The 25,935-nt window shown below is 63.5% G+C and carries 24 protein-coding genes and 1 tRNA gene; 7 read left to right on the top strand and 18 right to left on the bottom strand.

Annotated features, from left to right (window positions below; all coding sequences use genetic code 11):
* Position 1: 1 nt before the first annotated feature.
* The 14 genes from QW845_RS27085 to QW845_RS27020 all read right to left on the bottom strand — a co-directional run bounded on the left by QW845_RS27085 (position 2) and on the right by QW845_RS27020 (position 15,445).
* Positions 2-382 (bottom strand): Rieske 2Fe-2S domain-containing protein, encoded by a 381-nt coding sequence (locus tag QW845_RS27085; protein ID WP_315804576.1) that lies wholly within the window; start codon positions 380-382, stop codon positions 2-4.
* Positions 375-620: a toluene-4-monooxygenase system B family protein gene (locus QW845_RS27080; protein ID WP_315804575.1), complete on the bottom strand. Its 246-nt coding sequence runs from the start codon at positions 618-620 to the stop codon at positions 375-377. The genes QW845_RS27085 and QW845_RS27080 overlap by 8 nt, the downstream gene beginning before the upstream one ends.
* A gap of 99 nt (positions 621-719) precedes the next feature.
* Positions 720-2,204, bottom strand: a complete 1,485-nt coding sequence (locus QW845_RS27075; RefSeq protein ID WP_315804574.1) for an aromatic/alkene/methane monooxygenase hydroxylase/oxygenase subunit alpha — start codon at positions 2,202-2,204, stop codon at positions 720-722.
* A gap of 426 nt (positions 2,205-2,630) precedes the next feature.
* Positions 2,631-2,954: a 2Fe-2S iron-sulfur cluster-binding protein gene (locus QW845_RS27070; RefSeq protein ID WP_315804573.1), complete on the bottom strand. Its 324-nt coding sequence runs from the start codon at positions 2,952-2,954 to the stop codon at positions 2,631-2,633.
* Positions 2,955-2,968: 14 nt separating this feature from the next.
* Entirely contained in the window at positions 2,969-3,730 is a 762-nt protein-coding gene (locus QW845_RS27065; protein ID WP_315804572.1) for an SDR family NAD(P)-dependent oxidoreductase, read from the bottom strand.
* A complete protein-coding gene (locus QW845_RS27060) occupies positions 3,727-4,341 on the bottom strand; it encodes an HD domain-containing protein (RefSeq protein WP_315804571.1) in 615 nt (204 codons plus the stop codon). Before QW845_RS27060 ends, QW845_RS27065 begins: the two co-directional genes overlap by 4 nt.
* Positions 4,341-5,786, bottom strand: a complete 1,446-nt coding sequence (locus tag QW845_RS27055) for an aldehyde dehydrogenase family protein (RefSeq protein ID WP_315804570.1) — start codon at positions 5,784-5,786, stop codon at positions 4,341-4,343. Before QW845_RS27055 ends, QW845_RS27060 begins: the two co-directional genes overlap by 1 nt.
* 15 nt (positions 5,787-5,801) lie before the next feature.
* Positions 5,802-6,404, bottom strand: coding sequence for an HD domain-containing protein (locus tag QW845_RS27050; protein WP_315804569.1), 603 nt, complete (start codon positions 6,402-6,404; stop codon positions 5,802-5,804).
* Positions 6,405-6,458: 54 nt separating this feature from the next.
* A complete protein-coding gene (locus QW845_RS27045; protein WP_315804568.1) occupies positions 6,459-8,267 on the bottom strand; it encodes a PEP-utilizing enzyme in 1,809 nt (602 codons plus the stop codon).
* A 43-nt stretch (positions 8,268-8,310) separates the two neighbouring features.
* On the bottom strand, positions 8,311-9,390 hold the full coding sequence (locus tag QW845_RS27040) for a PEP/pyruvate-binding domain-containing protein (RefSeq protein ID WP_315804567.1): 1,080 nt from the start codon (positions 9,388-9,390) through the stop codon (positions 8,311-8,313).
* An 82-nt stretch (positions 9,391-9,472) separates the two neighbouring features.
* Positions 9,473-10,729, bottom strand: coding sequence for a cytochrome P450 (locus tag QW845_RS27035; RefSeq protein WP_315804566.1), 1,257 nt, complete (start codon positions 10,727-10,729; stop codon positions 9,473-9,475).
* Positions 10,730-10,925: 196 nt separating this feature from the next.
* The gene (locus QW845_RS27030) at positions 10,926-12,425 is read right to left on the bottom strand and encodes a bacterial transcriptional activator domain-containing protein (protein WP_315804565.1); all 1,500 of its coding nucleotides are present in this window, start codon (positions 12,423-12,425) and stop codon (positions 10,926-10,928) included.
* A 299-nt stretch (positions 12,426-12,724) separates the two neighbouring features.
* The gene (locus QW845_RS27025; RefSeq protein ID WP_315804564.1) at positions 12,725-13,168 is read right to left on the bottom strand and encodes a hypothetical protein; all 444 of its coding nucleotides are present in this window, start codon (positions 13,166-13,168) and stop codon (positions 12,725-12,727) included.
* A 609-nt stretch (positions 13,169-13,777) separates the two neighbouring features.
* A complete protein-coding gene (locus QW845_RS27020; RefSeq protein ID WP_315804563.1) occupies positions 13,778-15,445 on the bottom strand; it encodes a hypothetical protein in 1,668 nt (555 codons plus the stop codon).
* Between the two features lie 228 nt (positions 15,446-15,673).
* Here QW845_RS27020 and QW845_RS27015 point away from each other — a divergent pair, with 228 nt between their 5' ends.
* The 3 genes from QW845_RS27015 (at position 15,674) to QW845_RS27005 (ending at position 20,217) form a co-directional block, all read left to right on the top strand.
* Entirely contained in the window at positions 15,674-16,813 is a 1,140-nt protein-coding gene (locus QW845_RS27015) for a phosphatase PAP2 family protein (RefSeq protein WP_315804562.1), read from the top strand.
* A complete protein-coding gene (locus QW845_RS27010; protein ID WP_315804561.1) occupies positions 16,810-18,939 on the top strand; it encodes a S8 family serine peptidase in 2,130 nt (709 codons plus the stop codon). Before QW845_RS27015 ends, QW845_RS27010 begins: the two co-directional genes overlap by 4 nt.
* Before the next feature lie 735 nt (positions 18,940-19,674).
* Positions 19,675-20,217 (top strand): hypothetical protein, encoded by a 543-nt coding sequence (locus tag QW845_RS27005; protein ID WP_315804560.1) that lies wholly within the window; start codon positions 19,675-19,677, stop codon positions 20,215-20,217.
* A gap of 826 nt (positions 20,218-21,043) precedes the next feature.
* Here the strand turns inward: QW845_RS27005 and QW845_RS27000 are convergent.
* Positions 21,044-21,128 (bottom strand) — tRNA-Leu (locus QW845_RS27000).
* 173 nt (positions 21,129-21,301) lie between these two features.
* On the opposite strand from QW845_RS27000, the gene QW845_RS26995 reads away from it, so the two are divergent.
* Entirely contained in the window at positions 21,302-21,835 is a 534-nt protein-coding gene (locus tag QW845_RS26995) for a disulfide bond formation protein B (protein WP_315804559.1), read from the top strand.
* On the opposite strand, the gene QW845_RS26990 is transcribed toward QW845_RS26995, so the two are convergent.
* Positions 21,832-22,917 carry an AbrB family transcriptional regulator gene (locus QW845_RS26990; protein ID WP_315804558.1) on the bottom strand — a complete coding sequence of 362 codons (1,086 nt, stop codon included), beginning with the start codon at positions 22,915-22,917 and terminating at the stop codon, positions 21,832-21,834. The genes QW845_RS26995 and QW845_RS26990 overlap by 4 nt on opposite strands.
* A gap of 83 nt (positions 22,918-23,000) precedes the next feature.
* Entirely contained in the window at positions 23,001-23,312 is a 312-nt protein-coding gene (locus tag QW845_RS26985; protein WP_315804557.1) for a PsiF family protein, read from the bottom strand.
* 190 nt (positions 23,313-23,502) lie between these two features.
* Between QW845_RS26985 and QW845_RS26980 the strand changes: the two genes are divergently transcribed.
* The 3 genes from QW845_RS26980 (at position 23,503) to QW845_RS26970 (ending at position 25,651) form a co-directional block, all read left to right on the top strand.
* The gene (locus QW845_RS26980; protein WP_315804556.1) at positions 23,503-23,997 is read left to right on the top strand and encodes a hypothetical protein; all 495 of its coding nucleotides are present in this window, start codon (positions 23,503-23,505) and stop codon (positions 23,995-23,997) included.
* 200 nt (positions 23,998-24,197) lie between these two features.
* Positions 24,198-24,983, top strand: a complete 786-nt coding sequence (locus tag QW845_RS26975) for a sulfite exporter TauE/SafE family protein (RefSeq protein ID WP_315804555.1) — start codon at positions 24,198-24,200, stop codon at positions 24,981-24,983.
* Between the two features lie 5 nt (positions 24,984-24,988).
* Positions 24,989-25,651: a DsbA family protein gene (locus tag QW845_RS26970; protein WP_315804554.1), complete on the top strand. Its 663-nt coding sequence runs from the start codon at positions 24,989-24,991 to the stop codon at positions 25,649-25,651.
* Between the two features lie 75 nt (positions 25,652-25,726).
* Here the strand turns inward: QW845_RS26970 and QW845_RS26965 are convergent, their stop codons facing one another.
* Positions 25,727-25,933 (bottom strand): hypothetical protein, encoded by a 207-nt coding sequence (locus QW845_RS26965; protein WP_315804553.1) that lies wholly within the window; start codon positions 25,931-25,933, stop codon positions 25,727-25,729.
* Between the last annotated feature and the right edge of the window lie 2 nt (positions 25,934-25,935).

The raw sequence follows: 25,935 nt of genomic DNA, 5'->3' as shown, positions 1-25,935 counted from the left end.
CCTATGCGTCCTGCTCGGTCTTGTGACGGAGGCGGCGCAGCCGGCCGTCATTCGGCACGCCAACCAGAATGGCTTCACCGTCTTTCTTCACGGGGTAGCGAAAGAGGCGGCAGTCGCGCGGGTTGAGGCCGCGGCCGTCATCCATGCTGAATTCCCATTCATGGGCCGAACATGTGATGGTGCCGGATTCGAAATCGACCTTGCCGTCCGCCAGCAGGATCTCCTGGTGCGGGCACATGCCCTGGAAGCAGCGCAAGTCGCCGCCGGGCAGATGCATCACGATCACTTCCTCGCCGTCGACCTCGACGCCGATGAAATCGCCTTCCCAAAGATCGTCCAGCGTTGCGACCTGCGTCCATGTCACGTCGGCATCGTCAGACATAGGCCACCTCGATCCAATCCATCGGCTGGATGCCGGATTGCGCCACCGTCATCGTCGACGGCAGCTCGCGACCGTTGTAGTAGACGCATTTTGGTGCCTTCTGCTCGGCGACGCGAAGTCCGACCGCGTGTTGTGCGACCTTGTCTGCCACGATGCTCATGTCGTCGCCGTCGTCGACAGGGATCAGCAGGACGACGAAGTCGCCGCGGAAATTGGCTTGGAGCGGAAACAGGGCCATGTGTGCCTCCCGGATTGTTGTTATGTCGGTGGTCTTTTCGATTGGAGACGTCGCTCGCGAGCGGCGCCCCTTTCCGTGCTGGCCGTCCGTCCGGCCGGGTCACTCCGCCGCGAGCTGCGACGCGCCATCCCAGGCATAGGCTTGGGCATCGTTGCCGGCGACATCGGGGGTGATGCCCATATATTGCAGGGCGCCTTCCAGCGTCGGTGGCTGGATATGGCCGGCCAGGAAGCGGTCAACGACCGAGAGATGGGTGTCGTAACGTTCGGGCTGGCTCTTCCACACCCATTCGCAGACTTCGCAGCAGAAGTTCAGCTTGCGTCCATTATGCGTGGTGATCCGCGGCGCCTGGCCGATGCTCGGGCTGCAGATCGGAATGTGGCAGCAGTTGCAGACGATCGGCAGCGTCGCCGGATAGGTCTTCTCGATCCGGCCGGTGCGGACATTGTCGCCGATCACGTCCCACAGCTTGCCGAATCGATCGTTCCAGCCGGGATACTTCTGCTCGAGCCAGTCGCGCTCGGCGGCGGACACGCCGGCGTCGGGATTCCACCACACCGTCGGCCGCCAGAACCAGACGCCCATGTGATAGGCGTGATGGACCCAGTCCAGCTCCGGCAGGAAGTGCTCCTCCCAGTACCATGGCACGTTCATGCCGAGGTCCTTGAACTGGTCCATGAACTGCCGGCAGATCCAGTCCTGCATGAACTCCTTGAACGACATCGTCCGGCTTTCCAGCGGCGTGTAGTAATCCATGGAGATGCCGGTCAGCAGCGCGAACAGCTTCCACGACCGCCAGAACATCTGGTCGACCATTTTCTGCGCCTCGGCCTTCTTGCCGTTCTGGATCATGATCTTCAGCGTCGGCTCACCCTGCTGCGAATGCCGCGCCTCGTCGGTCTGGATCGAGGAGATCAGCGCACCGAACTCGATGTCGCCGACATGCAGCGCGTCGGAGGCCATGCCGAGGAACTGCAGATTGGTGAAGCCGGTCTCGAACGTAAATGTGAGCTGGATGGCCGTCGACACCGCATCATTGGCGGTGAACATGTCATCGAACAGGCTGCGCGCCGCGATCACGCCCCATTCGTTGGTGTGCATCGCCTTGTGAGCCCAGTCGAATTGCGGGTCCTTTCCGAGCAGGCAATAGGGGAAGTAGATCTGCGCCTGGCCGTGGCGGCATTCGTCGAGCGTCCCGAACGCGGCCATGTTGCGCCAGGCTGCGGCGCGGCCGAACCGTGCCATGCGCGCCTCGCCGATCGAGGCGAAATATTCCGGAACCGGGATCGCGCCGTAATGCGCCTTGATCGCCGACTTCCAGCCGGCGTCGAGATTGTCGTACAGATTGGAGCGCGCGATCGTCGAGCGGATCGAGTAGATGCCGTCGTCCTTGCCGGCCTGGTTGTGGACGTATTCGCGATAGGTCAGCTTGTACGGCTCGTCCCAGACCCACCATTCCTCGCCGTGGATGCCGAAGCTCTTGGACAGCTCCTCTGGAAAGACCTCGTCCTCGCTGACGTAGGAGAAAGCCCAGTTCATGTCGCGGGCCGTGTCGTAATAGTCCCGCCGCTGCAGCTTCGGCATGCGTTGCTCCTCCCGAGCTATGTGATCGCGTTCGTTGCTCTTCGTTGCGGTCCGCTGCCGCCCTTGATGGGCGAACGTTGTGCGGCGCGTGGCGATGGCGTACGAGTCAGGCGGTTGGACCTGATAGATCGTCGCGCGATGTTGTACGATCCAGTGTAGGACGCATTCTTTGGTTTTTCTTTAGGTCGCGGATGCGCACGAACATCGAGCGTATTCGGGCGCGATCGGGAGCGCAGGCGACCGCATTCCTGCTGCTACGCAGGTGACGAGATGATGCAATGCGAAGGGAAGGCGGCGGCGAGGATCGGCGCGGCCGTATCGACCAAGCGGGCCGATCTGTTCAAGCGAGCAGCTCGATGCCCGTCATCGTCCCGCTGCCGATGATGCGTGCGGCGGGATCAAAGACCGGTGCAACTCTCCGGCCGTTCAACGGCCGAGGCCGACGACCTGAAGCACCAGACCGTCGAGCTTATCGGTGATCGAAATCTGGCACGCCAGGCGGCTCTCCGGGCGCACGTCGGCGGCCTCGAATTCGAGCAGGTCGGCCTCGATGTCACCGGCGGGGCCGACACGGTCGAGCCAGGCCTTGTCGACGTGACAATGGCAGGTGGCACAGATGCAGGAGCCGCCGCATTCGCCGATGATGCCGTCGACGCCGTTGCGTTTCGCCGCCTGCATGGCGCTTTCGGTGAGCTCTGCATCGACTGTCCGTACGGTGCCGTCGGGCTCGATGAAGGTGATCCTGGGCATGAATCTTCGGGTCCCTAGATGAACTGCCGGCCGCCGTCGACGATCAGGGTCTGGCCGGTGATGAAGGCCGCGGCGTGTGACGCGAAGAACAGCGCACCGCCGACCATGTCGTCGACATCGGCCGCGCGCTTCAGGGCGCCGCGGGACACGCCATATTCGGCGGCGTTCTCGATCAGGCCGAGGCTGGCCTCGGTGAGCGTGAAGCCCGGCGCGATGACGTTGACAGTGATCTTGTCGTCGCCGAGCTCGCGCGCCAGCGCACGGGTCATCGCGATGACGGCGCCTTTCGATGAGACGTAGTGAAGCCACATCGGTGATCCGCTCATGACGGTCGCCGACGACACGTTGACGATCGCGCCGCCGCCGGCGCGCCGCATGAGCGGCGCGGCCGCCTTGCTCATCATCCACACGCCCTTGATGTTGACGCGCATGACCTGGTCCCACTCGGCTTCGGGGATCGCCTCGAAGCCGCGACGCGCGAGCCCGGCATAGATCGCGGCATTGTTGACCAGCACGTCGAGGCCGCCCATGCGCGCAAGCGCGAATTGCGCCAGCGCCGCGGTGGACGTCTCGTTGGCAACGTCGACCTCGGCGGCGTGCGCCTTGTGGCCGCGGTCGCGGATCAGCCGCGCGGTGTCCTCGGCGCCGCCGAGACGGATGTCGGCGGCCACGACCTCGGCGCCGGCCGCAGCGAAGGCGAGCGCGAAGCCGCGGCCCAGCCCACCGGCGGCGCCGGTGACGACCACACGTTTCCCATGCAGCTGGAACGCACTCATGCTGAAGCCTCGATGTGCAGCAGATCCGTCATGAAGGCAGACGCTGTGCCCTCGGCGATCAGTGCCTGGGCCATGGTGGTGCCGGCCTCGGTCAGCATCGACGGCAGCACGAAGCTTTCCAGCATCGCGAGCGTCTCCTTCGGCGGCGTATCGAACCAGCCGCCGATCGTCGCGACCCCATGGCCGGTGAAGCGCCACAGCTTGTCGGCGTCCTTCATCAGCGCATCCTCGTGCGAGATCGCCTTCTTGCGGGTGTCGTGGCCGTCGATGATCGCCAGGATGGTCTCCACCTGCAGCCCTGGAATCGCCAGCCGTGCGAACGATTCGGCCGCGATCTTCACGCCCTCGATCTCGTGGGCGCGCTGCAGCTCGGGATATCTGGGATTGGGACCGACGGCGGCGGCGAGCTGCTCGGGCGGGAATTTCTTCCAGCCGACGTCGTGCATGAGGATCGCCGGCAGCACCACGGAGGCGTCCGCTTCGGGATGGATCCGCAACAGCGCCTGGCCGAGACGATAGGAGATCAGCGTATGCTCGTCGTTGGAGCGCACGTCGAGCCACGGCCGCGCCGCGAGCCAGACCGGCCAATCCTGGTCGCGCAGAAAATGCATCACCGCAGCTCCGCGTCGTAGGTGAGATAGATGGTCTTGTATTCGAGATAGTCCTCGATGCCGTAGCGGCCCTTCTCGCGGCCGATCCCGCTCTGCTTCATGCCGCCGAACGGCGCGCGCTGGTTCGAGCGCTGGATGTCGTTGACCCACACGGAGCCGGCTTCGAGGCGCTCGGCCAAGGTCAGTCCTGTCGCCAGGTTGCGCGAGAACACGAAGGCGGCCAGTCCATAGACTGTCGCATTTGCGAGCCGCAGCGCCTCGCTGCGTTCGTCGAATGGGGCGACACCAAGCACAGGACCGAACGTTTCCTCGGTCATGACGAGCGCGGAGGGGGGCGCATCGGCGATCACGGTCGGCGGCAGGAACCAGCCCTTGTCGTAGAGTCCGCCCGTCAACCGGGCACCGCCGGTCAGCACGGTTGCGCCATTGGCACGGGCATCGGCGATCTGCCGCTCGCTGTTGCGGTAGATCTTCTCGTTGACAACAGGTCCGAGTGCGCAATTCGAGGTCAGCCCGTTGCCGACGTCGAGCTGCGCGACCTTGTCGGCGAGCGCAGCGAGAAAGGCCGCGTAGATGGGGCGCTCGACATAGACGCGATTGGCGCGGTAGCAGAACTGGCCGGAATTGGCGAACGCGTGACGGGCGATCGCAGCGGCCGCTGCGCCGATATCGGCGTCGGCGCAGACGATGGCCGGGCACTGGCCGCCGAGCTCGAGCGTGATCCGCTTCATCGTTCCTGCGGCTGCAGCGGCAATCGCCTTGCCAGCTCGGGTGCCGCCGGTGAACGCAATCTTGCGCGGTGTCGGATGCGCGATCATCTGCATGCCGAGGTCGGGGCCGCGGCCGGTGACGACATTGAAGCAGCCCTCGGCAAAGCCGGCGGCATGGAAGATCTCGGCGAGCCGCAGTGTCGACAGCGGCGTGTCCTCGGCAGGCTTGGCGACGACGGTGCAACCGGCCATCAGTGCGGCGCCGAGCTTGAAGCAGAGCAGCGTCACCGGATAGTTGAAGGGCGTGATCGCGACGACGACGCCGACCGGCTCGCGGGTGATGACGATCTTTTCGCCGGCCACACCCGTCAGCGGCATCTCGGCGTGCAGGCGCAGGCCTTCCTCGGCGTAGACGTCGAGCAGTTCGGCCGAGCGCTGAATTTCGCTGATGGCTCCCGCCAGCGGACGGCCAAGCTCCCTGGTCAGCAGGCGGCCGACCTCACCGGCACTCTCGCGCATCAGCCGCGCCGCGTTCTTCTGCAGGCGGGCGCGCTCTGCCACGGGCGTCGTTTTCCACGATTGGAATGCGATCTCGGCTGCGTGGATCGCGGCATCGACATCCGCGGGCCCGGCCTCCGGAACGCTGTCGATCGTCTCGCCCGTTGCCGGATCGACGACGTCGAAGGTCGCGCCGCCTTGGGCTGCAACCCAGCGGCCGCCGATGAACATGTCCATGTCCGCGCCCCTCGCTCAGATCAGGTCGAGCATCAGCGCGGCCCGGGTCTCGCCCAACGCCGCCTCGGCCATCAGCCGTCCGGCTTCGGTCTCGAGCACGGCGAGCTGGGTCGTCAGGCGCGACGCATATTGACGTGGCGTCATCTTGAACCAGTCGCAGGCCACCGCAACGCCGGTGGTCGTGTAGCGCCACAGCTTGTCGGCGTCGCGCACGATCCGGTCGTTCAGCGAGCGCGGGTAGGGACGGGTGTCGTGGCCGTCGATGATCTCGCCGACCGCGACGATGACCGACTCCGGCCAGTCGGCCTGCTCCAGCACCTCGCGCGACATGCGCACGCCTTCGCTCTCGTGCAGAAAGCGCACGTCTGATTGCATCATGTTGGGGCCAAAACCCTTCTCGATGATGTCCTTCATGTCGATCGCGTACCAGCCGATGTCGTGCAGGATGATCGCGAGCGAAACGATGTCCTCGTCCGCGTCCGGATAGTGCACGAGCAGCTTGCGCGCGTAGGCATAGGACAGGGGAATGTGGACGTCGTTCTTGCGCGCGCGCATGTACGGCTCGCTGATGCGCCAGACCTCGTCATAGCGGTTGCCGACATCGGACCTATCGAGCATTGCAATGTTCCATATGCGGAGAGAGGCCGGCGCTGCCGGCCTCTCTCGATTGGGTCAGGACAGGATGGTCACTTCGCCGGTCGAGCCGTTGACGCGCAGCATCTGTCCGTTCTTGATCGAGGAGCTGGCGCGTCCCGTGCCGGTGACGGCGGGCAGGCCGTATTCGCGGCACACGATCGCGGCGTGGGACATCATGCCGCCGATGTCGGTGACGATCGCGTTGATCTTGCCGAAGATCGGCGCCCAGCTCGGCGCGGTGACCGGCGCGACCAGGATCTCGCCCTGCTGGATCTGGCCGAGCTCGTCAGCGGAGCGCACCACGCGGGCGCGGCCCTCGACGAGGCCGGGGGAGGCGGCCATGCCGGACAGCTTGGTGGTGTTGGCAGCGCCATCGAGCCATCGGCCGATGCTCTCCGTGGTGATGCCCCACAGCATGATCGTGAACGGCTCGGTGATGACGTCGGGCGGATTGTTGAGCGCGGGCTGCGGCGGTGTCGTCGCGAGCGCAGCCAGGATCTTCTTCCGCCGCTCGATCTCCGGCGGCCAATAGGTCGGACCGATCGCCGGTGCGCCGACGGCCCAGCCATTGCCGTAGTCGAACAGCGCGTCGCGGACCTCCTGACGATTCAGATAGAACAGGTCGTCGGCGTCCTTCCAGAAGCCGGCATCGCGGAAGATGGCGCCAAGCTCGCGCATCTTGCGCCAGAATACGCTCATCGACCAATGCTCGATGTAGAAATTGTGGTTCTCGACATAGGGAAACACGGTCCGGGCCAGGCCCAGCTTGCCCTCGAAGGCGGCGCGTGCATCGCCGTCCAGCATCTCGGCATATTCGGACGTGATGCGGTCGCGCTCCTTGGCGATGGCCTCCGTCGGCCGGTCGATCTCCTCGCCCCGCTGCACGCGGACGACGTAGTCCCTGACATAGCCGAGCGGGATGTCGAGATGCTCGATCCAGTACTTGTCGGTTGAGTAGAAGCCGTTGCCGGAGGTGAAGTTGAACCAGGGATCCTGCGCCTCGCTCCAGGCCTTCAGCCATTCGCCGCCGTTCGGCGCACGGCCGACCGCGGCCAGCGCCTCGTCGACCGATCCGCTCTTCAGGGCATCGGCGACACCGAGCGTCACGGCGAGCTTGGCGAGCTTCTTCAACTCGTCGTCCGGACGAAACAGGTCGACTTCCACGCCTTGTACCATCTTGGCGATCGCCTGGTCGGGAATGGTGGGGAATTGCCCCTTCATGAAGCTGAAGAAGTCGAGATAGGCCGCGTAGCCGAGATTCAGGAACTCGAAATGATACTGCCAGGTCTTGTAGAGCAGCTGGATCGCCCGGTCATAGGTCTCCATCAGCGCGTAGGTGTTGTCGAGGCCGACTCCCGCCGTGATCCACTCCAGCGGCACGGCTTCGGGCAGCGGCTCGAAGTTGAGCGCCTCGAGATCGGCGATGTTGGCTCGGACCTTCTTGTCCCAGTTCGCCAGCAGGCGATCCCAGTTCTGGAAGTAGTAGCCGGCGCGCTCCATGAAATGCGGTACGCGGCCTGCGATCAGCTCGGGCGCCACCGCCACCGGGCTCATGTAGCAATAGCCATTGTGGATGCGGTATTCGACGCCGTTCGCCGGCGGGATCAGATAGTGCCGCGTGTTGTACTGGCCGAGGCACTTGACCGCGAATTCGACCGTGACGGCGTCGAACGGCTTGAACGGGCTCGGCCAGTGCTGCGAGTCGCAGAACCAGAACTTGCCGTCCTCCTTGTCGCGCAGGCTGTTCTGGAACTGGAGATAATAGGGGTAGAGCTTCTCCCAGCCCTCGGCGCCGACCGGCGTCTTCAGGTCATAGGGACTTGGGAATTTCGCATGCGCCGTCATTGTCGTTTTCCCCTCGGTTATCTGTTGTTTGTTGTCGTGATGCTCACCGCTTGGCCTGGACCGGGGCCAGCAGCGTTCCAAGTACACCCGCAATCCCGGTCTCGTAGATCGCGGTCGACTGCTTCTTCCTCTGGCTCCAGACGGTCTCCGGCCGGCTCTGCAGCGCGACGAGGTTCTCGTCCTCAGGGAGATCGGCATCGATCGCCCATTCGACGTCCTGCGGACAGCCCATGCTGCGCTCGAGCGACTTGGCGAGCCTGGCGACGGCGAGCACCTGGGTATTGGACAGGGAGGGCAGGGTGCGACGTTCCGGCGCGATCACGCGCTCGACGGTCCGGCGCTCGGCGCGATCGGCGACGAGCTCGAAATCCTTTTCGGCGATGCGCTGCTTGATGACCTGCAGAAGCACCTTCTCGACGACGAAATTGTCGGGCGTGATTTCGCCGGAGACCACGGGCTCGCCGAGCCCGAAGGCGGAATCGATCACGATCTTGGTACGGTCGCCGTTGATCGGATCCAGCGTCATCGCCACGCCCGCGGCGGCGGCGTTGACCATCTTCTGGACGCCGACCGACATCAGCACGTCGATCTGGCCGAGCCCGTTCTCGGCACGGTAGGAGATCGCGCGCGCGTTGAAGAGACTGGCCCAGCACGCCTTGACCTTCTCGACCACGGCGTCCTCGCCGACCACCCAGAGATAGGTATCCTGCTGGCCGGCGAAGCTGGCGTCGGGCAGGTCCTCGGCGGTCGCCGACGAGCGAACCGCCACCGGCAACTGACCGTCGGGCGACATCCGGCGATACGCCTCGCGGATCGCCTGCTCGACCGAGCCCGGCATCGGCTGCGCCATGATTGCGTCGCGGATCTCGTGCGACAACTTCTCTTCGTCATCGACATCGTCGAGCACGATCCGCGACAGGCGCTCGCTGATCGTCGCCTCGAGTCCGTTGCTTCGAAGATGAAGGGCGTAGGCGTCGGTGGCGACCGCAAATCCCGCGGGAACGCGCACGCCCTGGGCGATCATGCGCGCCAGGCTCGCGCATTTGCCACCGATGCGCGGGAAGTCGTCCTCGCGTGCGGCTTCGAACGGCACGATGAAGGATGCGGCTGCGTTGGCGCCCATGCGTCTGTTCCCCACCTTATGGCCCGGATCGGCCCCGGACTTGTTGTTGCTTGTGAAACGCGGCCAAGTGACGATCGTTGCGTCAGGCCACGTCCCATTCGATCCGAAGCGCCGTCGGCACGCGGAACGAGATGTTGTGAACGAAGTCGATGGTCTGGTCGGCAGCGAGCCGGAGACCAGGAAGCCTGCGGGTCAGCTCGCCGAGCGCGATCGCGAATTCGATGCGGGCCAGCTGCTGGCCGACGCAGGTGTGAATGCCGTAGCCGAAGGCCAGATGGCTTCTCGCGTCGGTGCGCCGGACGTCGAAACGGGTCGGCGCGGAGAACACCGCCTCGTCGCGATTGGCGGAGCCGATGAGCAGGAGGATATTGGAATCCTTCGGCACCGGCACGCCGCCGATCTGGGTGTCATTCAGGGCGCGCCGGCGCCAGGCCACGATGGACGGGCTGAAGCGCAAGCATTCCTCGACCGCCTTCGGAATGAGCTGCGGCTCGGCGATGATGGCTTCCCAGTTGTCGCGCCGCTGCAGCAGCTCGCGCATGCCGTTGGCCATCAGGGTCGTCGTGGTCTCGTGGCCGGCGAACAGTACGCTGTAGAGAACGCCGGCGATCTCCTCGTCGCTGATCTCGGCGCCGTCCTTCTGCAGTCGGACCAGATCGCCCGGCAGATCGTCGGTCGGATCGTCGTGGCGCTGACGCACCAGCGCGCGGCAGTAGGTCCAGTATTCGACCATGTTGCGCGCATGCACGATCTGCTCGTCGTCGCTGAGGTCGCCCCACGTCAGCAGCGCGCGGCTCACCGCCCAGGACTTCACGCGCGGCACGTCCATATTGGGAATGCCGACCAGCTTGAACAGCACCAGCGCCGGCACATCATAGGCGAACTCGCGGAAGAAGTCGGCATGTCCGCGATCGGCGAAGGCATCGATCGCCTGGTTGACGATCGCCTTGATCTCCGGCTCGATCGCCCTGAACCGGCGCGGCCCGAAGCAGCCCTGGACCAGCTTGCGGATGCGGGTGTGATCGGGCGGTACCCGCGCCGACAGGCCGGAATAGGCGGTGAAGCCGCCCTCGCGCATGATGCGCTTGCCTTCCTCGCACATCGGGCGAAGCGGGGCCTGGGCGTTCTCCGAGGAGAATGTGCGCCAGTCGTCGAACACAGCCTTGATGTCGGCGTGGCGCGCCACCACGAAATATTTCAGCTCGTCGGAGAAGAAGACAGGCGCCTCGGCGCGGGCCCATTCATAGAACGGGAACGGATCGCGCATCTCGAAGGGATCGAAGTCTTTGGCGGCGTCGCTGTAGGGACACCGCGCCAGCTGAGCTGCCGAACCTGGCATGTCGTCCTCCCATTCGCCGCCCTTGGTGGCGACGTTGTCATGGGCTCACTCTAAGCGGCGGCCTTTGGGTTTTCTTTAGCCCTTAACTCTATGACAATTTGAGACAAATCGTCAATTATGCGGGCGGCGGCAGCCCCATGGCGCATGGCCTGGCCGGCAAAGGTCGTGTTGCCGAGCCGGTCGCGAACGAGCGGCCTTACGCCGTGAGCTTGCGGTGCAGCTCCTGAAGCGAGGCGCTCTTCGGCCGGTTGTCGAAATGCTTGAGCGAGTCGAGGTACAGCTTGAACTGGCGGTCGATCGCTTCGCGTCGTCCTTGCGCCTTGAACACCTGCATTGCCTCGGCATGCGCCATCTCGCACAAGGGATCGATCGCCAGCGCCTTCTGGCAATGCGCGAGCGCGGCCGAGTGGTCGTTGCGTTCGAGATAGATCCGTGCCGCGTCGCGTTGCACCTTGAAGAACATGTCGCGCAGCCAATAGCGCTTGCTCCAGCACCAGTCGCGCTCGCCATCGTCGGCGTACTCGACCGGAATGTCCTCGAACAGGTCTCCGGTGTACAGACGGTCCGCCGCCTGCAGACAGATCAGCGCCTCGTCGCTGGCGCCCGCCTTGATGTGACCCTGGGACTGACGGCAGAGCTGCTCGAAGGTCGAGATGTCGAGCCAGCTGCGCTCCGGGGGCACCAGCACGTAGCGCGATCCCTCGCGTCGGACATAGTTGCGCGTCTCGTCGCGTCCGTTGGGCTGGCCGAGCGCCAGCCGCAGATAGCGCACGGTGTGATAGAGGCGGTTACGCGCGGCCTCAATGTCCTCGGCGTTGGGCCAGAGCAGATCCGCAAGCTCGTCGGTGGCTGCGCCATGGCCGCCCTTCTGCAGCAGATAGGCGAACAGGGTCTTGGTCTTGCGGGTCGCTCCGCCGGGCGGGTCCCAGTTCACCTGGCTGCCGTCGTTGCGATAGATCCGCAACCGTCCGAAGCAGCGGATCTTCCAGCGGTCGCGGCTGTCGAGATGAACTGTACTGGGCTCTTCTGCCGATCGCCGCAACAGCCACATGGGGTCGGCGCCTTCGGCTGCGTGCAGCGCGGCCGCCGATGTCCCGATCCGCAACTCCGGCGCGATCGCGCCGAGCCAGAAATCGACCTGCTCACGCAACGCGCCGCGCGTCTGCAGCCGCGACGGCAGCCAATGCGGATTGTCCACCAGTCCGGCGCTGGTGAGGATCTGCGGATGGCCGCGCAGCGCGACGAGCAACTGCTCGTCGATCAGCACCCGGCGGTTATAGAGAGAGGCGATCGAGACCTCGGACTGCTGGGTGAGCGTTTCAGCAAGTGCGGGCCAACCCTCGAAATTGGCCGTCGCCGAGTTGGTCTCGAGGCCCCAGCTCATGTCGACGACGAGCAGGGCGGGGCCGTGTCTGCGGGTCGGCGCCACCCACCTCTCGATTCGGCCTGCGACATCTCGAAACGAGATCGGCACCCGCAGCAACGCCATCTCGACAAAGCTCTTGCCCTCGACGAATCCGCTCTTGTTGATGCGCTTTGCGAGCTTCTCGACCCGCGCGACCGCGTTGACGTCCGCCGCGATCACGAAGATCCGGCACGGCTGTGCGACAGTCTGGTAAAGCTTGAAGAAGTCCGCAAAAAGAAGCTTTTGCTGCGTCGCGAATAGGGCGAGGTTGACAGAACTATTCTTGGTCATGGGTCCTCACCCGCGACAACCCCATTGCCGTCAGCAGACTGGAGGTAGTCTAAGAGCGGCCGCCGGAAGGTTGCAAGGCCCTGTTTCGCGAGCATTCCAGCAAGCTGGCGAGATCCAAAGGCCGTGAAATGCGGCAGCGAAATGAATAGCCTTCAGCGACGATGCATGTTCGGGTTCGAGGGAGGGGGATGCGGATCGAGCAAGCCAGCGGAGCTGATTGTCTCAACGCGAGGCTCCTCTAGACCGGCAGGCGCTCGTGGATTGCCGCTCCATGACCTCTCGGATGAAGGGGGACGCCGCTAGAACTGTCGGGCTGGCAGCGAGTTGATGATTGATGTTCGATGGAGGCCAGCCGCGGGATAGGCTTTATCCCTCAGCTTGTCATATGAGAAGTCTGGCTCCGTTGTCTGCAGCTTGCGAACCATCTCGAAAGAAAGCTCACGGTGCCCATTATGGGCATAGAGAGCTGACAAATATCGCAAGGGTGGAGCAAAGGTCGGAGCAAGAGCATGGCTGGCTTCTGCAAGATGGACGGCCTTGTCCAGTTCTCCCGCCATGGTCCCCGCAATGCAGCTCAGGGCATCGAGCTGAAAACGGAAAGGCGCCGCACCAGCGATCGTACGGGCAAGCAATGTGTGCTGAAAGCCGTCCTCTGGTTTGCCGAGATAGCTCTTTGCGATTCCCAGACAGGCCCAGGCGATCGGGTTGGCGTGGTTCAGTTCGCGCAGCCACCCACGTTCCATCTGCCACCTTCATTCGATGGGACCGAGGGGGCGAACGAAGACCGTGAGTGGTGCGCTCAGTGTTATCGCAGCCGAGTCTGCAGAGCGCAGCATTGAGCGTATTGTCGCCAATCGGGCGACGATAGGCGAAGCGCCAAAGTCGCGGTGGCGAGCATGAAAAACCCGCCTTCATCTCAGCGTTTGTAATCCTTGTCTGCCGGCTTCAGGTGCTGGAGATACGGGCGGACTCGGCCAGTTCGATTCCACCCACGACTCGCGATACCATGACCTCCGCGAACTTCCATCAAGAATACCGGCAGAGGGGGCGGACGCCAGCGATGGGCAAATGCGGCTTGTCTTTGATGTTGAGGGGTAAACGGCCGACGGCGGATGCGGGCGAACGGTCCAAATGGTGCCCTGGCCGGAATCGAAGCACCGCGAAGAATGCTGTAACCAAGGCTTCCTGGAAGCACCCGAAGTCGGTACTCACAGCCTTACTCACATGATTTATGATTCCATAGGCCATTCGGCTCTCTTGATGGAGCCGTCCACGGCGGTTCATCTTCATCAACGTTGTGCAATGAGGATTAATGAGCTGCGTGGTCAGCATACCGGCGGACTTCAACGTCATCAAAGTTGTCTCGCCGGCAACGAATCGATGATCGATGACCGATGCAGGCCGGCCGCAGGATAGGCCTTGTCGCGCAGCTTGTCGTATGAGAAGTCCGGTTCGCTGGCCTGCAATCTCCTCACCATCTCGGAAGAGAGATCGTGCTTGCCTTCGTGCGCATAGAGCGCTGAAAGGTAACGCAAGGGTGGTGCGAAGGTCGGCGCCAGCGCATGACTGGCCTCCGCCAGATGGACGGCCTTATCGAGTTCGCCCGCCATCGTCCCCGCGATACAGCTCAACGCATCCATCTGGTATCTGAATGGTGCAGTTCCGGCGATGGTGCGCGCAAGCAGCGTATGTTGGAAGCCCTCGTCGGGCTTGCCGAGATAGCTCTTGGCGATTCCCAGACACGCCCAGCCGATCGGATTGGCGTGGTTCAATTGGATGCTGCGTTCGGCCAGTTCGTATGCGGCGACGTAGGACCGCCGCATCATGGTCTGAACGTGCGCGCTCAGGCCAGCGACATAAGAATTGTGAGGTTCGAGTTCGAGGGCGCGGTACATGAAGTCGAGGGCCTCGGCTTGCAGTGTCTGACGGCAACTGAATTGTCGTTCAGCAAGTAGAAAGGTTCGCAGATACGCCCGCCAAGCAAGATAGATCCCGCGTGATTCAATATCGAATGCGGCCGCGAAGAGCTTATCGGCCGTCGCAAAGTTGATCTTGCCGAGCCTGAAAAGATGCAGAATCCCCGAATAGCAGAGATCGGAGGCTACCTCGGCATCCGGCCCTCCCGAACGGACCGTGATGAACTGATCGATGGCGACGTTGACGACGAGATTGACGCACCGCATGACATCCGCATCGTTCAAGTCCAGCGCCTGAATGCCGGGTAGCTGCAGCGTGGACGACCACTTCAGGGAATGTTCCGGTCGCTGCGACAATGCGAGGCGGACGATTTGCCTCGTGTGGCCTCCGAACACGTCCGAATGTAGCGAAAGCGTCTTGCGCGGCGCTGCGCCCTTGTCGTCGCAAGCCGGGTCCATCGTATCCCGACAATCGATGACCTCGGCGACGCCGAGTTCCTGTATGGTTTTTGCTACCGAGTCGATCAGGCTGTCCGCGAGCAACGATGCGTCGGACTCTCCAGAACAGGAGTTGCGAACCAGCACGATCCGATTCCGTGGAATCGAACGTCCGCGCACCGGTTCTTCGAGGGCAATGTCCGCAGGGCGATCGGTCCTTGCTTGGCGCGTAGTGCGGCGATCGCTGAAGTTCTGACGTTGCGATCGAAGCCAGTCCTCGAAACCATCTTCGCCAATATCGATGCCTTCCAGGAGTTCGCCGGAGTCGTCCGCTTTTGTGGCAAGATCGAAATCCGTATCAAATAAGGTCGGATCGAGCGCCAGCACATAGCTGTCCGCAAAAAGCACTCCGTGATCGTTTCCAAATGCCTTTCGAATTTCTGACAGGCTTTGGCGAAGGCTTGCCGCGCCCTGCTCCTTGCCTCGACTGCCCCACAGCTTATCCTGGATCCAGACGCGCGATCTTTTGTTTTCAGGCGATAGCGCCAGCATTGCCAGCAGTGCGCATGCCTTCCGTCCCCGCGGCGTGCAATCTTCACCGTTCGAATTGATGATCTTGGGCGGACCAAATAACCGAAGATGCACCTTGGCTGTCGAACTTCGCATGGATCGCTCTTGAGGGTCCTGCCCTGTCTTTCGTAGCCCGCTACCCTCAAAGGTAGCGGAAGACGTTTCTCAACCATGGAGTGAAATCCTGCGGCAAACACCTGTCAACGTGAAATATGCGTGAAATTGCGTTAATTCCGACTGCGGACGACTTGACCGTTCAGGGCTTCGAACTGAGCATCGCGACGTACCTGAGGTTGTTCGTCGGGTTTTCCCGGGGAGGCGCAAATGGCGCGGATAAGCGGCGAGAGCGGTGAAAGTGGCGAGAGTGGCGAGAGCGGCGAGAGCGGTGAAAGTGGCGAAAGCGCGCGCTCCCGGTCGTTCACGGCAGCACGGGCGCTCATCTCGGGTCGCGAGGGCGTGGTGGGGATGTGGCGGGATGTTGGTACCCCTCCGGCAAACTACGAAGCCAAACCGTACGCGCTGGACCGCTGGTCGACGCCGGTGCGATTGCGAACCCTGACCGCCGAACTGTTATCCGGAATCTACTACGATGTCGGAGATTGCAACGAAACAAGCGAGTCCGTTTGCGTCGAATATCGGGGGCGCGGCGAAGACGGTACATGTGCGTTGATTCACATGATCAGGCCAAGTCCATCCGATTTCGCCAAACAACTGATCTTTGTGCATAACTATGCGGCACTTCGGATGGAACGCAGCGGCGAGATCATGACGGAGATGACGGACATCCTGTCGTTCCTCGGCTCGGTGGGCTTCCTACACCCGGATCGAACTCGGCGGACGTTCGAGCTGCTGACGCTGGTCCTGAACGTGACCGGCCTAATCGAGATGCGGGTCAAGCATGCGCTGACCTGCCGGCGACCGGTCGAGTACTCGCCCCAGATCCAGCCGATGATTCCAACGCCCGGTCACGGCTCACTGCCAAGCGGGCACGCGACGGAATCCTTTGCCGCCGCTTTCGTGTTCTATGCGTTGCTGTCGCAAGCCAGAAGCGCACGCATCAAATTCGATAGCGACGATCCGACTTTCGAGCAACTGATGCGGATTGCCGAACGCATCGCCATAAACCGGACGGTCGCCGGTGTTCACTTCCCAGTCGACAGTGTAGCCGGCATGAAGCTCGGTCTCGCCTTGGCGGAGTTCTATATTGCGCGTTTCTGCGGCGGCCGTTTTCTGAAGACGCATGCTTTCGATGGGCGAGGATTCGACGGCGACTTCTGCTACGAAGATTGGATCTCTGAATTCGTCGACGACCCCCAAGAGCGAAAGGCCAAGTCCGACAGCGGACGCAAAATATCTGGAAATACGCGCGCCGAAGTGCCGAAATCCTGTGATCTGAACCATCTCTGGGACCAGGCGGTCGCGGAGTGTCAGTTGATGATCGGAGTGGTAGGCAAATCGCGATGAAGCTTCATTGGAAAAAGACCGCTTGCGACCGTCCCGATCCCTATCTGGACTGGGAATTCCGGACCCGGCGCAAGCCCAACCCGGATCCCTGGTGCTCTGTGCAAATCCAGATCAGGCCGTTGCGCAGCGCTCTTGAGAGCCTTTACGAGCTACAACGCGCCGTCGATGAGGGCTACGTGCCTGACCACGACGTCCCGGCCGAAGCGTTCACCATTCGAATGAGCGATGATGAGCGAACTCTCCTGCGCGGGTGGATCAAGGCGCTAGAAGGGCCAAAGCCGCCAAAGATCGATGAAGTCGACATGCAGTTCTTCATCTATCGCAAGGAAACGTTCATCTATCGTGGCGGCAGATTCCGCGATCCCGGATTTTATCGCTCTCTTTTCGTGGGGCCGCCGATCATCGGTTTGCAGTTCAACGACTTCAACCCCCAGCCCGATCCGACCAGCTTCGAACCTTCCTTCCTGGCGGCTACCAAGGTTGCTATCGGCATCATCGACGACGGGATTGCCTTTGCGCACGAAAGATTTCGAGATCGCCGTATGGTCTCGAAGATCGCGGCCATGTGGCTACAGGAGACGGAGAAGCGGAGTCCGGCAGACAACGCCGTGGTATTCGGCCGCCGCCTTATGCATGACGAGATCAAGCAGTTGTTGCAGGAATCCAAAAGCGAAGACCGCATTTACCGGAAGGTTGGTGCGACCGATTTCGGCAAGACCCGCGCCTACAATCCACTGGCCGCACGCGTCAGCCATGGGACGCATTTGCTCGATCTGGCTGCTGGCGGAGGTCGGGGCAGCGAAGGAGTTTCGATCCTCGCTGTCCAATTGCCGTCGGTGGCGACGATCGACACGTCGGGGCTGACGATGGGAAGCTATGTGCTGCAGGCGGTCAGGATGATCATGACGTGGGCCGATGCATTGAGCGAAGCCGGGAAGCCAATTCCGCTGGTCATGAACTTCAGCTATGGCCTTTTGGCGGGTCCTAAGGATGGCACTCAGTATCTCGAAAAAGCGCTCGCCGGCATGGTCCGCCACCGCAACAAGCGCCATCAAAACCCCAATCTGACCCGCCTGGTCATGCCGGCGGGCAACAGCTATCGCACCCGCGCCGCCGCAAAACTGGAGCTCAAAAAGGAGGTCGAAACCCTGGATTGGGTCATCCACCCCGATAGTGCAGCAACGAACTACGTCGAGATTTGGCTCGATACCGGCGCCGAAGGCAAGCCGGGACAGGCACCGGTGGAGATCTGGCTGACCGCACAGGACGAGAGGACGAGCCCACCCATTCGGCCTAGCGAGGGTTACATTCACCAGGCGACGATCGGTGGCGGTCCGATCGCTGGGATTTATTTCGACCGCATTCAGCACGGAAAATCCGTACGCGAGCTGATCCTGCTCGCTGTCAATCCGACCGTGCGCAACGACGACTGCCGCGAGATCGCACCTTCCGGTCGCTGGAAGCTGTCTCTTCGGAATTTGACCGGGACGGCGATCACGGCACATGTCTACGTTCAGCGCGACGATACGCCGTTCGGCTACCCGCGGCGCGGCCGCCAATCTTACCTCGATCACGCCGGTGCTTATGACCGAGATCCGCGGACCGGCGACTATCGGCTGCAGAGGGACGGTTGGCCAATTAGGTATGCCGACACCCTATCGTCGATTGCAACCGGCTCGATGAATGAGAGCGACCATGTCATCGTTGTCGGCGCCGCCGAGGCATCGGAGGGGCATCCCCCTTCCGACTATACGTCGAGCGGGCCCACGTTGGTTCGGTCCGGGCCGGACTGCTCGGCGTTCGCTGACGAAGGCAATGCGCTCTGGGGCGTCCTCGCCGCGGGCACGTTCAGCGGCTCGGCTGTGAAGCTCAACGGCACCAGCGTCGCCGCGCCTCAGATCGTGCGGAAGGTGGCAGACGAACTGCGGGCGATGGCTCATCCGGCTGCCGACAGTCCGGATGTGCCGGTTGGCATCAATTCGGCGGTGACTAATCCGGTCACGATTCCCATCGATCCACCCGATCCGCGGCTCGGAAAATACATCTTCCGGCCCCGCTCCGATCGACACATTCCGAGGCGTCGATATCCGGCGGTGAAGGAGCCAAAGGAGAAGAGGCGGCGTTAGATTGCCGCCGACCGACAAAACAAATCACACCATTGTTGTCTCCGCCGAGGCATCTGAGCGTTGTTGGCTAGCCGACTGCATTGCCCGCGGCGCGATCAAACCGAGGCCGTGTTCCGATTGTTCAGCCATTGCTGATGGTGATACGCCCTGGAGTCGCGCTGTTGCGGGAATATTCAGTGGGCGGGGATCAGGACGAAGGCATCATCATGGTCGCCGCGTCGCATACGGCAGGGCAAACCGCCAACGACTTGGCGCAATAGACAGAGTGAGAGCTTGCTGCGCCTTGCAAACCTGCCGCGAAGTCTGGTTCTCCGTCGAGCTCAATCCCGGCTTCGGATAAGAACCAGCCGCCTCTCGTAGCCCAACTGAGTGCCGGACATTCGGTTGGGGCGGCCGGCTACCTCGGTGGTGATAGAAAGTATAAATAATTAGTTGGCGGCTAAGTGAAATCACGAGGGTGTCGTGTCGCTTGCAAGGCGAACGCCGCCGACGGTCATGTCCCAGTTTTAAGTATGCGATGGTATGTGGAATAGATTGGGGCGTCTAATGGCTGATATTCATGAGCGGTATCGTAACGCTGATTGTCGCGCTGTTTGCTGTCGCCAAATATCTCCATGTCAACTGAGTTTTCACGGCGAACTTGCAGCTGTCTGACGCTCACTTCACGCCGGTCAGGCAGAATTTTCCTGCCCGTATTGAAGCGGTGCGACCCAACTGGAAGTAAGGAGATTTATCATGTGCGATAATAGTTGCAATTGTGCGGGATCAAAGCAGCCTTCACGTACTAATATGGAAGCTATCGGCGCCCTCAAGAAGCAAGCTGAGACGAAATTTCAGTCGAAGTTGGCGGCTAGCGATGTGCGGGTGTCGTTGTTGGACGCACGGGGCAATCCTGCGCTGGAAATTCTCAGTGACAACCCATCCGATAAGCGTAGCTTGCTGATTTTCCAGCGGCTTGGGAGCTTTGGCGGTCTCGAGATCGAACTTAAGAAGTTCGACATTTTGTACCCGAAGGCTGACGTCGTTCTATGGTTCAAGTTCGATCCGCTAGACAACGGGGTTTTCAAGGTTGAAGGCACCATTACAATTCACTGCGACGACGTTACGAAGCCAGGCAACTGCAACGTGACCATTGACCTCGGGAAGACGGCGAAAGAGATCCGCCCGTTGATAAATTGGGATTGTCTTAAGAATTGCGCGCCCCAATGTATTTCCTGTGGTGGCGACTGGCAGTGCTGGCTGGGCTGTGCCGGCGGTTGCATTATTCAGTGCCTTTGAACCCGAACGAAGGGAGGGCGAACACGCATTCGCCCTTCTTCGTACGAGCGCGCCGAATACGTGTTGGTTGATGGCCGCCAACCAATCGCGCAGTCATGGTGATGGTGCACTCTTCTACCAACGCCTCTAACCCTCACGCATCCCAGCCTTGCGCAAACTGCCCGTCGTGCTACTCGGCCGCAAAAAATCCCCTTGCGCCGTCGGGCAAATCAGCTCCACATCTCCGGCCATCCCGCCCGCACTGAGAGGGGCGTATCGCGATCGTCACGGGACGTTGCGGCGGGGAGCGGTGGCCGCGGGGCGACGCAGCATCTCATGGAGGTGCGGACGAACGTCGTTTTGCGGACGGTCAAGCCGTGTGGTCCCGACACCCCGACGCTGGTGTCTTGATTGGCGACGATTGCCGATGACGGGGGCAAGCAAGCCCGGTCCCCAGGGAGAGCGCGGAGCAGCCGTTCAAACCATCGCGCAGGGAAGGCCGGGTTGTTTCCGGCTGAGCCTGTGGTTCCTGCCCCGTGCATTTTTTCCGCACGGGGGCCATGGGTGCCAGTCGGCACTCGGCCTTCCCTGCGCCCTCTCAATTCAAGAGGACGCCAGACTGCAGCAGAGCTCGGGCCTGACAGGTCGCGAGATCGCGGTGGCATGGGCGTCAGTAGCTGCGACGAGCGCAGGCTGTTTGACAGGGTTGATGGGAAATCAGAGAGCGCGGCTCAAGCGAGACTTGGGGGGCTCAAACGTCCGGCTTCGCCAAGAGGCTTCGCCGGACACGCTTCGCCCTGCGGGCTACTCGCGCGGCTGCGCCACGCGTAGCCCGCAGGGCGAAGCGTGGTGCCCCTGGCCGGAATCGAACCAGCACTCCTTGCGGAACTCGATTTTGAGTCGAGCGCGTCTACCAGTTCCGCCACAGGGGCATTCGCCGGGCCTGTGCAGGAACCATAGCGAAGCGGGCGGACTATAGCGGGCGGTCGGGCCGGGTCAACCCGCACGGACGTGATGGGCGCGCATCTCGACAGCTTTCGCGGGCCGGAGTAGGAGCCGGAACGGCCCGGCATGGGACCGGAGGCAGCCCCGTTCGGGAGGACCGATGACCAATACTTCTGTGATGGCGCGCCCTGCGGCGGGGAGCATGAGCCCGGCGGTGGCGGCGGCGCTGCTCGCGGCCGGCATCGCGGCGGCGGCCTTGGCCGGCGCCTGGTACATGCAGCTGGTCTGGGGCCTGCAGCCCTGCGAGCTCTGCCTGAAGCAGCGCTGGGCCTATTATGCGATCGTACCGCTCGGGCTGCTGATCGCGCTCGCCGCCAAAGGCGGCGCACCGCGCGCGCTGGTGCTCGCGGGGCTCGGCGTGGTCGCGCTGGCCGCGCTCGGCAATGCCGGGCTCGGCGTCTATCATTCCGGGGTCGAATGGGGCTTCTGGCCGGGCCCGACCGAATGCACCGGGCCGATCGGCAATCTCGGCAGCGCCGGCAGCCTCCTGGAGCGGCTCGACAGCGTCAAGGTCGTGCGCTGCGACGAGGTGCAATTCCGCTTCCTCGGCCTGTCGCTTGCCGGCTACAGCGTGCTGATTTCGCTCGCCATCGCCGCCATCGCCGGCTGGGGCATCACCCGGAAGCGCGCCTAGTCGTCGACATCCTCCTGCGGCCGTCCGAACAGATGGACGATGCCGGGGGTGGCGATGGTGACGAACACGAAGCGCGACAGGTGATGCGCGCCGACGAAGATCGGGTCGATGTGCAAGGTCAGCGCCAGCGCCATCATCGCGTCCATGGCGCCGGGCGCGAACGCGACGATGGTGTCGGAGAAGCGCACATGCGTCACCAGCACGATCACGGTGACGAACAGCGCCGAGATCGCCACCGCGATCGCGAACGAGCCGAGCGCGGCCCTGATATGGCCGACCAGGGTCTTCACCCGCATCCGGGCGAAGCGGCTGCCGATCAGGGCGCCGATGCCGACCAGCGCCACGCCGCGCATCCATTCCGGCAGGCCGCCCTCGACGAGGCCGGTGCCGTGCAGGAGGCCGCTGGCGACCATCGCGCCGAACAGCCAGCTCGCCGGAAACTTGATGAGCTGCATCAGCATCGCCGCGACCAGCGAGGCCACGAGCAATGCAAGCAGGCCGAGCGGCGAGGCGACGCTCTGGCCGAGCGAGATCGGCGCGGCCGGTGCGACGCCGGCCACGGCCAGCACCAGCGGCAGCGCCGCCGTCAGGATGATCACCCGCAGCGTCTGCACCACGGCGATCGCCGGCAGGTCGGCGCCGCGCTCGACCGCGAGCATCGTGATCTGCGACAGCGCGCCGGGACTGCCGGCGAGCAGCGCCGAGGTGCGGTCCCAGCCATGGACGCGCTGCAGATAGAGGCTGGAGCCGAAGGTCGAGCAGAACGTCGCGAGCGCCAGCAGGCCGATGGTCACCGGATAGGCGCTGACATGGTTGATCAGCTCGCGCGAGACGACGGCGCCGATCGAGATGCCGAGCAGCAGCAGAACGGTTTGGGTCAGGATCGGCGGCATCGCCAGCGGGCGGCCGGCGATCGCGGCGATCGCGGTCGCGATCATCGCGCCGGAGATCAGCCCGCCGGGCAGATGGGCGACGAGGAAGATCAGGCCGCCGGCGGTGCCGAGCACGAGGGTCTCGATCGCGCTCAGGGTCTTGGCGCGGCTTGGCAGGTCGAAGGGGAGGGAGGAGATGATCTGGCGCACGGCGCCTTATGCCAAAAGCTGCCTGCGCGAACAATTCCCGCCGTTGCGCAGGCGCCATGCGCGCTTGCGTCCGCGGGCGCTGGTCATTTCGGCTTGTCCGGCGTCGGCAAGGGAGCGGGCGCGGGTGTGGTCGCGGCGGCGGCCGCCGCCTTGTCGCGCTTGCAGGCCGAGCGGAATTTGCCGCGTGCCTTGCCCTTCAGCCCCTGCTCGTCGGCCTCCTTGGAGCAGGCGATGGAAATCGTCCGGCGCGCAGCCTTGTCCAGGGTGGCGAACTTGTCGGTGGCGGCATCGGGCCGCGACGGCAGCGTCAATCCGGGTTGCGAACGGGCGGGGCCCGCGGCCGACAGGGTGGCCATTGCGATGGCCGCAATCGCCGCCCGGGCAGTTACTCTCATGCTGAAGTCCTCGAACGAAAGGCATGGTGCGATGTCCGGCGATGCTGAACCCGCAGTGAATGGAATGAGCCGGATCGCCGCGCGAGGCAAATTATATTTTCGCGCGGCCACGCTCCCGCCTGCTTTGTCGGTCGCAGGCGTCTCGCTAGAATTACCGTCCCATTCAACATGCTCCACAGGGAGATCTGGGATGAGTTTTCACGCAAAATCATTGGTTGCTTCATCACTCGCCACGCTGGCCGTGATCGGCCTCGCGACGTTCGCCGCGGCGCCGGCGCAGGCGCTCACCGCGCAGGAATGCAGCGCCAAGTACAAGCAGGCGAAGGAGGCCGGCACGCTGGGCGGCCAGAAGTGGAACGACTTCCGCAAGGCCCAGTGCGGCAGCGATGCCACCGCGGCCGCGGCACCGGCGGCTCCGGCCGCACCCGCGGCCGAGGCCAAGCCGGCCAAGGAGGCGAAATCCGACGCCAAGGAGGCCGCTCCCGCGCCGACCGGTCCCGCCGTGTTCCCCAACGCGGTGGACCCGAAATACGCCAAGGAGAAGCCCGGCAAGGCGCGGCTGCAGACCTGCGTCGATCAGTACAATGCCAACAAGGCGACCAACGCCAATGGCGGCCTGAAGTGGATCCAGAAGGGCGGCGGCTACTACAGCGAATGCACCAAGAAGCTGAAGGGCGCGGCCTGATCCGGGTTGACGTGACGTTGCCGGCGGCCGGGGGCATCATGCGGCCGGCCGCCGCTCTCGACGCCATGCATCGCCGCGAGACCGCCGGCCGGACCGGGCTCAACGCCGGTCGCGCGGCGGTCCTCGCCGGTGGCGGGGCATTGCTGCTCCGGTGATTTTGGGGCTTGCCTTCCGGTGCGGGAAATGACCCTGCTCTCGCCATGATCTCTGCTGTCCAAGGTGTGCTCGGCCTGGTTTGCGGCGCGATGGTCGGGTTCTCGCTCGGCCTCGTCGGCGGCGGCGGCTCGGTGCTGGCGGTGCCGCTGATGGTCTATGTCGTCGGCGTGCCCGAGCCGCACATCGCGATCGGCTCGAGCGCGATCGCGGTCGCGACCAACGCTGCCATCAATCTCGCCAATCATGCGCGCGGCGGCACCGTGATCTGGCCGATCGCGGCGCTGTTCGCAACGGCGGGAATCGTCGGCGCCTTCACCGGCTCGCTGCTCGGCAAGATGGTCGACGGCCAGAAGCTGCTGGCGCTGTTCGCGCTGGTGATGATGGTCATCGCCATGCTGATGCTGAAGACGCGCGCCCGCATCGGCACCCCCGATGTGAAGATGAGCATGGCCAACGTCCCGGCGATCGTCGGCTTCGGCCTGGGCACCGGCACGCTGTCCGGTTTCTTCGGCATCGGCGGCGGCTTCCTGATCGTGCCGGCGCTGATGGCTGCGACGGGCATGCCGATCATGAATGCGGTCAGCTCGTCGCTGGTCGCGGTGACGACCTTCGGACTCACCACCGCGGCGAGCTATGCCTGGTCCGGGCTCGTCGCCTGGGATCTCGCCGGACTGTTCATCGCCGGCGGGATCGCGGGTGGCCTTGCCGGCACGCGCCTGGCGCGCCATCTCTCCGAACGGCGCGGCGCATTGAACGTGGTGTTTTCGGTCGTGATCGCGGTGGTGGCGCTGTACATGCTGACACGCAGCCTGCTGCATATCTGGAGCTGACCTCAATGAAGCGCGTCCCCTCGACTGCTATCATCTCCGCCAGCAGCCGGCGTGACGTGTTGACGCTTCTTGGCGCAGCCGCGGCGCTGTCCTTGTGGCCCCGCGACAGTCGCGCCGAGGATGCCGATGAGCCCGACGAGGGCGCGGTGCTGCGCGATCCCGATGCGCCGGTGCTCGGCAATGCCGCGGGCGACATCGCGATCGTCGAATGGTTCGACTACAATTGCCCGTATTGCCGCAAGCTCGATCCCGAGCTGCAGCAGGTCATCCATGATGATGGCAAGGTGCGCTGGGTTCTCAAGGAGTGGCCGATCCTCGGGCCGACTTCGGTGGTTGCTGCGCGGATGGCGCTGGCCTGCAAATATCAGGACAAATACGCCAGGGCGCATGACGCGCTGATCGGCGTCAGTTCGAAGCTCACCGAGCCGCGCATCGACGAGCTGCTCGCTGAAGCCGGCGTTGATATCGACCGCGCCAAGCGCGACCTCGCAGCCAACGCGAAGGCCATCGACGCCATGCTGGCGCGCAACGACAAGCAGGCGCGGGGATTGCGTTTCCGCGGCACGCCGTCCTTCATCGTCGGCAAGTTCAGGGTGCCCGGCGTGCTGACCATGGCGCAGTTCGAGCAGGTCATCGCCGACGCGCGCAAGGCCAAGGCGGCCAAATAAGGCGGCCAACTAGCTGGCAAAGCAAAGGCGCCTCGACCGAAGCCGAGGCGCCCTGAAAACGAAGCGTCTTGCGCGTTACTTCGACGAGATGCGAACCCAGTCGTCATGCGCGCGGGTCTTGAGCGAATTCCAGCTGTCCGCCGCGACGTCCCAGTTCACGATGGTCCGGCGCGACTGCGCGCTCGGTCCGTTGGCGACCTCCGAGGTCTGCATCGAATCATGGATGTAGACGCCCAAACCCAGGATGAGGGCCCCCAGGATCATTCCCACGAATGTCCGCATGT

This window comes from Bradyrhizobium sp. SZCCHNS3002 (genome assembly GCF_032377435.1).
Taxonomy (GTDB): domain Bacteria; phylum Pseudomonadota; class Alphaproteobacteria; order Rhizobiales; family Xanthobacteraceae; genus Bradyrhizobium.
Note: the sequence above shows the minus strand (reverse complement) of the source record. Positions and strands in the feature narration are given on the sequence as shown.

Coding starts and splice junctions, on each gene's coding strand:
- QW845_RS27015 (WP_315804562.1), top strand. CDS start 15,674: ATGGCGCGGATAAGCGGCGAGAGCGGTGAAAGTGGCGAGAGTGGCGAG.
- QW845_RS27060 (WP_315804571.1), bottom strand. CDS start 4,341: ATGCATTTTCTGCGCGACCAGGATTGGCCGGTCTGGCTCGCGGCGCGG.
- QW845_RS27035 (WP_315804566.1), bottom strand. CDS start 10,729: ATGCCAGGTTCGGCAGCTCAGCTGGCGCGGTGTCCCTACAGCGACGCC.
- QW845_RS27030 (WP_315804565.1), bottom strand. CDS start 12,425: ATGACCAAGAATAGTTCTGTCAACCTCGCCCTATTCGCGACGCAGCAA.
- QW845_RS27050 (WP_315804569.1), bottom strand. CDS start 6,404: ATGCTCGATAGGTCCGATGTCGGCAACCGCTATGACGAGGTCTGGCGC.
- QW845_RS27055 (WP_315804570.1), bottom strand. CDS start 5,786: ATGGACATGTTCATCGGCGGCCGCTGGGTTGCAGCCCAAGGCGGCGCG.
- QW845_RS27085 (WP_315804576.1), bottom strand. CDS start 382: ATGTCTGACGATGCCGACGTGACATGGACGCAGGTCGCAACGCTGGAC.
- QW845_RS26985 (WP_315804557.1), bottom strand. CDS start 23,312: ATGAGAGTAACTGCCCGGGCGGCGATTGCGGCCATCGCAATGGCCACC.
- QW845_RS26980 (WP_315804556.1), top strand. CDS start 23,503: ATGAGTTTTCACGCAAAATCATTGGTTGCTTCATCACTCGCCACGCTG.
- QW845_RS26995 (WP_315804559.1), top strand. CDS start 21,302: ATGACCAATACTTCTGTGATGGCGCGCCCTGCGGCGGGGAGCATGAGC.
- QW845_RS27080 (WP_315804575.1), bottom strand. CDS start 620: ATGGCCCTGTTTCCGCTCCAAGCCAATTTCCGCGGCGACTTCGTCGTC.
- QW845_RS27075 (WP_315804574.1), bottom strand. CDS start 2,204: ATGCCGAAGCTGCAGCGGCGGGACTATTACGACACGGCCCGCGACATG.
- QW845_RS26975 (WP_315804555.1), top strand. CDS start 24,198: ATGATCTCTGCTGTCCAAGGTGTGCTCGGCCTGGTTTGCGGCGCGATG.
- QW845_RS26970 (WP_315804554.1), top strand. CDS start 24,989: ATGAAGCGCGTCCCCTCGACTGCTATCATCTCCGCCAGCAGCCGGCGT.
- QW845_RS27010 (WP_315804561.1), top strand. CDS start 16,810: ATGAAGCTTCATTGGAAAAAGACCGCTTGCGACCGTCCCGATCCCTAT.
- QW845_RS27005 (WP_315804560.1), top strand. CDS start 19,675: ATGTGCGATAATAGTTGCAATTGTGCGGGATCAAAGCAGCCTTCACGT.
- QW845_RS27065 (WP_315804572.1), bottom strand. CDS start 3,730: ATGAGTGCGTTCCAGCTGCATGGGAAACGTGTGGTCGTCACCGGCGCC.
- QW845_RS27040 (WP_315804567.1), bottom strand. CDS start 9,390: ATGGGCGCCAACGCAGCCGCATCCTTCATCGTGCCGTTCGAAGCCGCA.
- QW845_RS27070 (WP_315804573.1), bottom strand. CDS start 2,954: ATGCCCAGGATCACCTTCATCGAGCCCGACGGCACCGTACGGACAGTC.
- QW845_RS27025 (WP_315804564.1), bottom strand. CDS start 13,168: ATGGAACGTGGGTGGCTGCGCGAACTGAACCACGCCAACCCGATCGCC.
- QW845_RS27020 (WP_315804563.1), bottom strand. CDS start 15,445: ATGCGAAGTTCGACAGCCAAGGTGCATCTTCGGTTATTTGGTCCGCCC.
- QW845_RS27045 (WP_315804568.1), bottom strand. CDS start 8,267: ATGACGGCGCATGCGAAATTCCCAAGTCCCTATGACCTGAAGACGCCG.
- QW845_RS26965 (WP_315804553.1), bottom strand. CDS start 25,933: ATGCGGACATTCGTGGGAATGATCCTGGGGGCCCTCATCCTGGGTTTG.